We start from the raw sequence: 6,052 nt of genomic DNA on the forward strand, positions 1-6,052 counted from the left end.
CCGGGAAAATAATTTGTATGAGCAGCGTACACGAGGTTATACCCTGGGCAGGCCATGTAAACTATGCAGCAAGCAAGGGCGGCATAAGTATGTTTATGAAAAGCATAGCACAAGAACTGGCACCTAATAAGATCCGCGTGGTGGGCATTGCACCCGGGGCTATACAAACACCAATTAACAAGGAGGCATGGCAAACACCAGAGGCATTAGAAAAGCTTTTAACGTTAGTACCCTACAATCGTATTGGTAAACCCGAAGATATAGGAAAACTCGCGGCCTGGCTGGCATCAGACGAGGCAGATTATATTACCGGCACTACCATTTTCATAGATGGAGGGATGACCTTATACCCCGGCTTTGCTGATAACGGCTAATAATTCCTGTGTAAAACCGTTTTTATGTCATAAAAAAGTCATAAACACAGCCATGCTTTACATTAAATTAACTTAGTGTACTTTATACAATAAGTATAAGGCTTTTTTATTAGCATATTGTTAAAAGCACACTATCAACCGGCCATATTTTTTAGATTTTGATTAAAAACGAGTATGTATTATCAAATATTTATAAAAATCATCAATAATTATAAATATTAGCAACAACGCTGTACATTTGTTATATAAATTAAAATTTAAAAGGCCATGAAAAAAGTATTTATATCAACCGCAATAGCTATCCTTTTCGCCGCAAATGTTTTTGCCGTTAACAAGGTATCAACAAAAGAAGAAGGTAAAGACAATGTATCATACGCAGTATCAGCAAAATTTAACAGCGATTTTATCGGTGCTGAAAATGTAACCTGGAAAGTTAGTTCTAAATTCCAGAAAGCTACATTCACAATTGATGGTGTAAAAAAGTCAGCATTTTACAACCTTAGAGGTGAATTAATCGGCGTAACCGAGAATGTACAATTCAAAGCGTTGCCTGAAAAAGCAAGAAAAACTATCGCTGAAAAATATGAAGGTTACTTTGCTAATGAAGTAATTAAATATGAAGTTGGTGATGACAACAGCTTTGATTCAACAGTATATTTTGTTGATTTGAAAAACAGTAAAGAAGAAGTTTTGGTAAGGGTTACCCCAAGTGCCGGTGTTTACTTCTTTCAGCAAGTAAAATAATTTAACCCAACTATATAGGATTGAAAGTCATCAGTTTATGCTGATGACTTTTTTATTTATAACAAATTTTATTTTATTTTTACTTAATAAATAATTTTATTTGGTTATTAATAATTTTATATATTTGAACAGATAGTTGTACATTCTATATTGATTATTAAACCATTTTTATATTCAGTTGAATTACTTACTGATCTTAACACAATTATTTAATACGATTATAATATTATTATGAAAACTGGAAAAGTAAAATGGTTTAACACACAAAAAGGTTACGGATTTATTATTACTGATGACGGTAAAGATCTTTTTGTGCACTTTAAAGATGTACAAGGCGGCGTAAATGCTATTAAAGATAACGATAATGTTGAGTACGAAGAAGAAGAAGGAAGAAAAGGATTACAGGCAGTAAACGTAAAAAAAGTTTAATCGCTGCCCATATAACATACAAACCCCTGATTAAACAGGGGTTTTTTTATGCAATTTAAACCAGTTTTTACCAGCATTTTATACCTTAGCCTAATCATTATCACTTATCCTAATTATGACTGATACTTCTTCAGCAAAAGTTTCGCGGAATGTTATATTCCTGGTGCTTGTAGCCTCCCTGGGTTATTTCGTTGACATATATGATCTTTTAGTTTTCTCTATAGTACGTAAAGCCAGCTTGCACGATATTGGTGTAGCCGATGCTGACATACTCAGCAAAGGGCAATTTATTATTAATGTACAGATGTTTGGCCTGCTGTTGGGTGGCTTGTTATGGGGAGTGATAGGCGATAAACTGGGCCGTATTAAGGTTTTATTTGGATCGATATTACTTTATTCGATAGCCAACTTTGCCAACGCTTACGTGACCGATGTTAACACCTATGCTATAATCCGCTTTATTGCAGGTATAGGCCTTGCAGGCGAGCTGGGAGCCGGCATTACACTGGTTACTGAGACACTGAGTAAAGAAAAACGGGGTTATGGTACTATGATAGTTGCCGTAATTGGCTTGTTTGGTGCAGCCGCAGCTTACGAAGCTGCTAAGTACGGCTGGCAAACAGCTTATAAAGTAGGAGGGGTATTGGGTATTGTTTTACTGCTTTTACGTGTAGGGACATTTGAATCGGGCATGTTTAACAAGGTAAAAGAGAGTGGGGTATCCAAAGGAAACTTTTTTATGCTATTCACCAATGCCGAAAGATTTAAAAAATACCTGTATTGCATATTAATTGGTGCACCACTTTGGTATGTAGTAGGAGTGCTTGTAACCTTATCGCCTGAATTTGGCAAGGCATTAGGCTCTGCGGTACCATTAAGCGCGGGAGAGGGGGTGCTTTATACTTACATAGGTATCTCTATAGGCGATATTTTTGCAGGTTTGCTGGCGCAGATCACCAAATCGCGCAAGTTAACAATGGCGGTGTTCCTGATACTATCTGTAGTAAGCTCGTTTGTTTATTTAGGTTCTAAAGGCATTACGCATGATAAGTTTGTTTGGATCTGCTTCTTTATGGGTTGTACAGTTGGTTATTGGGCAACCTTTGTAACCATAGCTGCCGAACAATTTGGCACAAATATCCGTTCAACAGTAACTACTACTGTACCTAACTTTGTGCGTGGTTCACTAATACCTATCAATATTGCTTTTAACGCCTTTGTAGTGCATTACGGCATGGTTACCAGTGGTTATATCATGATGGTGATATTAACGCTTATATCGCTGTTCTCCTTAAGCCAGTTAAAGGAAACATTTGGTAAGGATTTGAATTACATTGAGGAAGAAGCCGGAATCAGTTAAGACAATTAATGAATTAGTGAATTACCGATTGAAGATTTAATGCATTAACTTGTATTTAATCACTAAACCAATAATTTCTCTAAATCAGTAAATAAATTTAGTTTTGCTTTCCTTAATCACTAATTCAATAAATCACTAATTCAATAATTAGTTAATGATAAGCAAGGAACAAATAGCTTCAGATTACAAACAGATACAGGACGAGATATGTGCCGCGCTTGAAACCACAGACGGCAGATCAACCTTTGAAGAAGAACTTTGGGAACGTGAAGGTGGTGGCGGTGGTCGTACACGCATCATCCAGAATGGTAATATATTTGAAAAAGGCGGCGTAAACTTTTCGGCTGTGCATGGGCAATTGCCACATACGGTTAAAAAAGCCCTAAATGTAGAGCAGGACGATTTTTTTGCTACCGGCATATCTATCGTTATCCATCCAAACCACCCGCTGGTACCTATCATACATATGAACATCAGGTACTTTGAAATGCCATCGTCATTTAATAATGACACCCCGCCGGTATGCTGGTTTGGGGGTGGGATAGATCTTACTCCGCATTATGTGGTAGAGGATGATGCCCGGTATTTCCATCAGCAGCTAAAACAAGTTTGCGACCAATTTAATCGGGATTTTTACGAGCGTTTTAAAACCTGGGCCGATAATTACTTTTATATAAAACACCGCGACGAAACACGGGGCATTGGCGGCATATTTTACGATCGTTTAACCGCTACAGATGAAATTACCTGGGAAACCGTATTTGAATTTTCTAAAGCATTAGGCCGCTCATTTATTCCTATTTATACCGAGCTGGTGAATCGCAGCAGGGATAAACAATTTACAGATAACCAGCAGCAATGGCAATACCAGCGCCGCAGCCGCTATACCGAGTTTAACTTGGTATATGATGCCGGCACTAAATTTGGGCTGGAAACTAACGGTCGCATCGAATCGATATTAATGAGCCTGCCGCCTACAGCTAAATGGGTGTATAACTACCATGCACAGCCGGGAAGTGAAGAAGAAAAAACCTTATCCTTGTTAAAAAAAGGTATTAACTGGGTTTAGTTATGATAAAAAAGATATTACCGGCGCTTTTGCTGTTAATAGTATTATGCGCGTTCAACATAGAAGATTCTTTTAAAGGCACCTGGGAATACAGTGGGGGAATATATAATGGCAAGGCCGTACCCGCATCAAAAGATTATATACTGCAACGAAAATATGATGCAGAGCATTATGACGCCTTATTTATTGAAAAAGGAGCAGAGCCTATCCCGTATGAGCGGGGTAACTATATTTTAAAGCAGGATACCTGTTTTGAAACGCAAACCTTTAGTGCAGAACCTTCTAAACTGCTCAATATCACCCTGAAATATCATTACCAAATTAAAAACGATACCCTAACTTTTAACGGGACTTTACCTAATGGCACCGTAGTGCAAGAGTATTGGAAAAGAGTTAAATAACCCGCAGCTTTCCACATTGTAACATTAGTATGGTTTTACTTAAAAAACGTGGAAAACAAGTATAAATGTTAGCAAATACATACCTCAAAAACCATATAAATTCATAACTTCGCAGGTCATATAAAAGCACATTTTTTATACGCATTTACTGTTAAGATTTTCCACTAAGAAAAACCAATGGCTGAAGAAACCGAAAACGATAATTCGCACCAAGAAGACAGAATAATTTCGATAAATATTGATGAAGAGATGCGGGCAGCTTACATTGATTATTCAATGTCAGTTATCGTATCAAGGGCGCTGCCCGATGTACGCGATGGTTTAAAACCTGTTCACAGGCGTGTATTATACGGCATGCTGGATCTGGGCTTGTACAACAACAAATCACACAAAAAATCTGCACGTATTGTAGGTGAGGTATTAGGTAAGTATCACCCGCATGGTGATAAATCTGTATACGATGCCATGGTACGTATGGCGCAAGACTGGAGCCTGCGTTACCCTTTTGTTAACGGACAAGGTAACTACGGTTCAATTGATGGCGATGAGCCTGCAGCAATGCGATATACCGAGGCAAAGCTTGAAAAAATAGCCGAAGAGATGCTGGCCGATATCAACAAAGATACCATCGACTTCCAGCTAAACTTTGACGACTCGCTGCAGGAACCAACTGTATTACCTGCAAAATTCCCTAACCTTTTGGTTAATGGTGCTTCGGGTATTGCGGTAGGTATGGCTACTAACATGGCGCCACACAACCTTACCGAGATTGTTAACGCTACACTGGCATTAATTGATAACCGTCAGATTGAGGTTGCCGAACTGATGCACCACGTTAAAGGGCCCGATTTTCCTACAGGTGGTATTATTTACGGTTACGAAGGTCCGCGCGAAGCGCTGGAAACTGGTCGTGGCCGTATTGTGATACGTGCAAGGGCCGAGATTGAAACTTACAATAACGACCGCGAACGCATTATTGTATCTGAAGTACCATACCAGGTAAATAAGGCGCTAATGATAGAGCGTACTGCCGAGCTGGTTAACGACAAGAAAATTGAAGGCATCTCGGCCATCCGCGATGAATCTAACCGCGAGGGTATACGTGTTGTTTACGAAATAAAACGTGATGCTAATGCAGCAATCGTTCTAAATAATTTGTACAAATACACCGCACTGCAAACATCATTCAGTGTAAATAACATTGCGCTGGTGCATGGCCGCCCAATGCTGCTTAACTTAAGGGATCTGATCCATCACTTTGTTGAGCACAGGCATGAAGTGGTTATCCGCCGTACAAAATACGAGTTATCTGAGGCTGAAAAGCGCGCCCACATATTAGAAGGGTTGCTAATTGCACTTGACCATATTGAGGAAGTAATTAAACTGATCCGTGCATCGTCAACACCTGATGAGGCAAGAGAGGGCTTAATGACCCAGTTTGGCTTAAGCGATATCCAGGCACGTGCCATCCTTGATATGACCTTGAGGCGTTTAACCGGCCTTGAGCGTGATAAGATCCGTGATGAGTACGATGCTTTAATGAAAACCATAGATTACTTAAAATCTATCCTTGCTGATGAAGGCCTGCGTATGCAGATCATTAAAGATGAGCTGATAGAGATAAGAGAAAAATATGGTGATGAGCGCAAAACCGAAATGGTACACTCATCTGCAG

The 6,052-nt window shown here is 39.1% G+C and carries 7 protein-coding genes; all 7 read left to right on the forward strand.

The genetic code is table 11. From position 1 onward, the window contains the following. Positions 1-374: SDR family oxidoreductase (locus tag JWQ85_RS04505; protein WP_299464577.1), on the forward strand; the 374-nt coding region annotated here is incomplete at its 5' end. A gap of 267 nt (positions 375-641) precedes the next feature. After that, a complete protein-coding gene (locus JWQ85_RS04510) occupies positions 642-1,118 on the forward strand; it encodes a hypothetical protein (RefSeq protein WP_299464581.1) in 477 nt (158 codons plus the stop codon). 231 nt (positions 1,119-1,349) lie between these two features. Further along, positions 1,350-1,547, forward strand: coding sequence for a cold-shock protein (locus JWQ85_RS04515; protein ID WP_067061679.1), 198 nt, complete (start codon positions 1,350-1,352; stop codon positions 1,545-1,547). 115 nt (positions 1,548-1,662) lie between these two features. Then, positions 1,663-2,907: an MFS transporter gene (locus JWQ85_RS04520; RefSeq protein ID WP_299464588.1), complete on the forward strand. Its 1,245-nt coding sequence runs from the start codon at positions 1,663-1,665 to the stop codon at positions 2,905-2,907. A 154-nt stretch (positions 2,908-3,061) separates the two neighbouring features. Then, positions 3,062-3,976 (forward strand): oxygen-dependent coproporphyrinogen oxidase, encoded by a 915-nt coding sequence (gene hemF / locus JWQ85_RS04525; RefSeq protein WP_299464591.1) that lies wholly within the window; start codon positions 3,062-3,064, stop codon positions 3,974-3,976. A 2-nt stretch (positions 3,977-3,978) separates the two neighbouring features. After that, positions 3,979-4,377 carry a hypothetical protein gene (locus JWQ85_RS04530; protein ID WP_299464594.1) on the forward strand — a complete coding sequence of 133 codons (399 nt, stop codon included), beginning with the start codon at positions 3,979-3,981 and terminating at the stop codon, positions 4,375-4,377. 177 nt (positions 4,378-4,554) lie between these two features. Beyond that, positions 4,555-6,052, forward strand: a 1,498-nt coding sequence (locus JWQ85_RS04535) for a DNA topoisomerase (ATP-hydrolyzing) (protein WP_299464597.1), incomplete at its 3' end; no start/stop codon positions are given.

It is taken from the genome of Mucilaginibacter sp., assembly GCF_028288105.1.
GTDB lineage: Bacteria > Bacteroidota > Bacteroidia > Sphingobacteriales > Sphingobacteriaceae > Mucilaginibacter.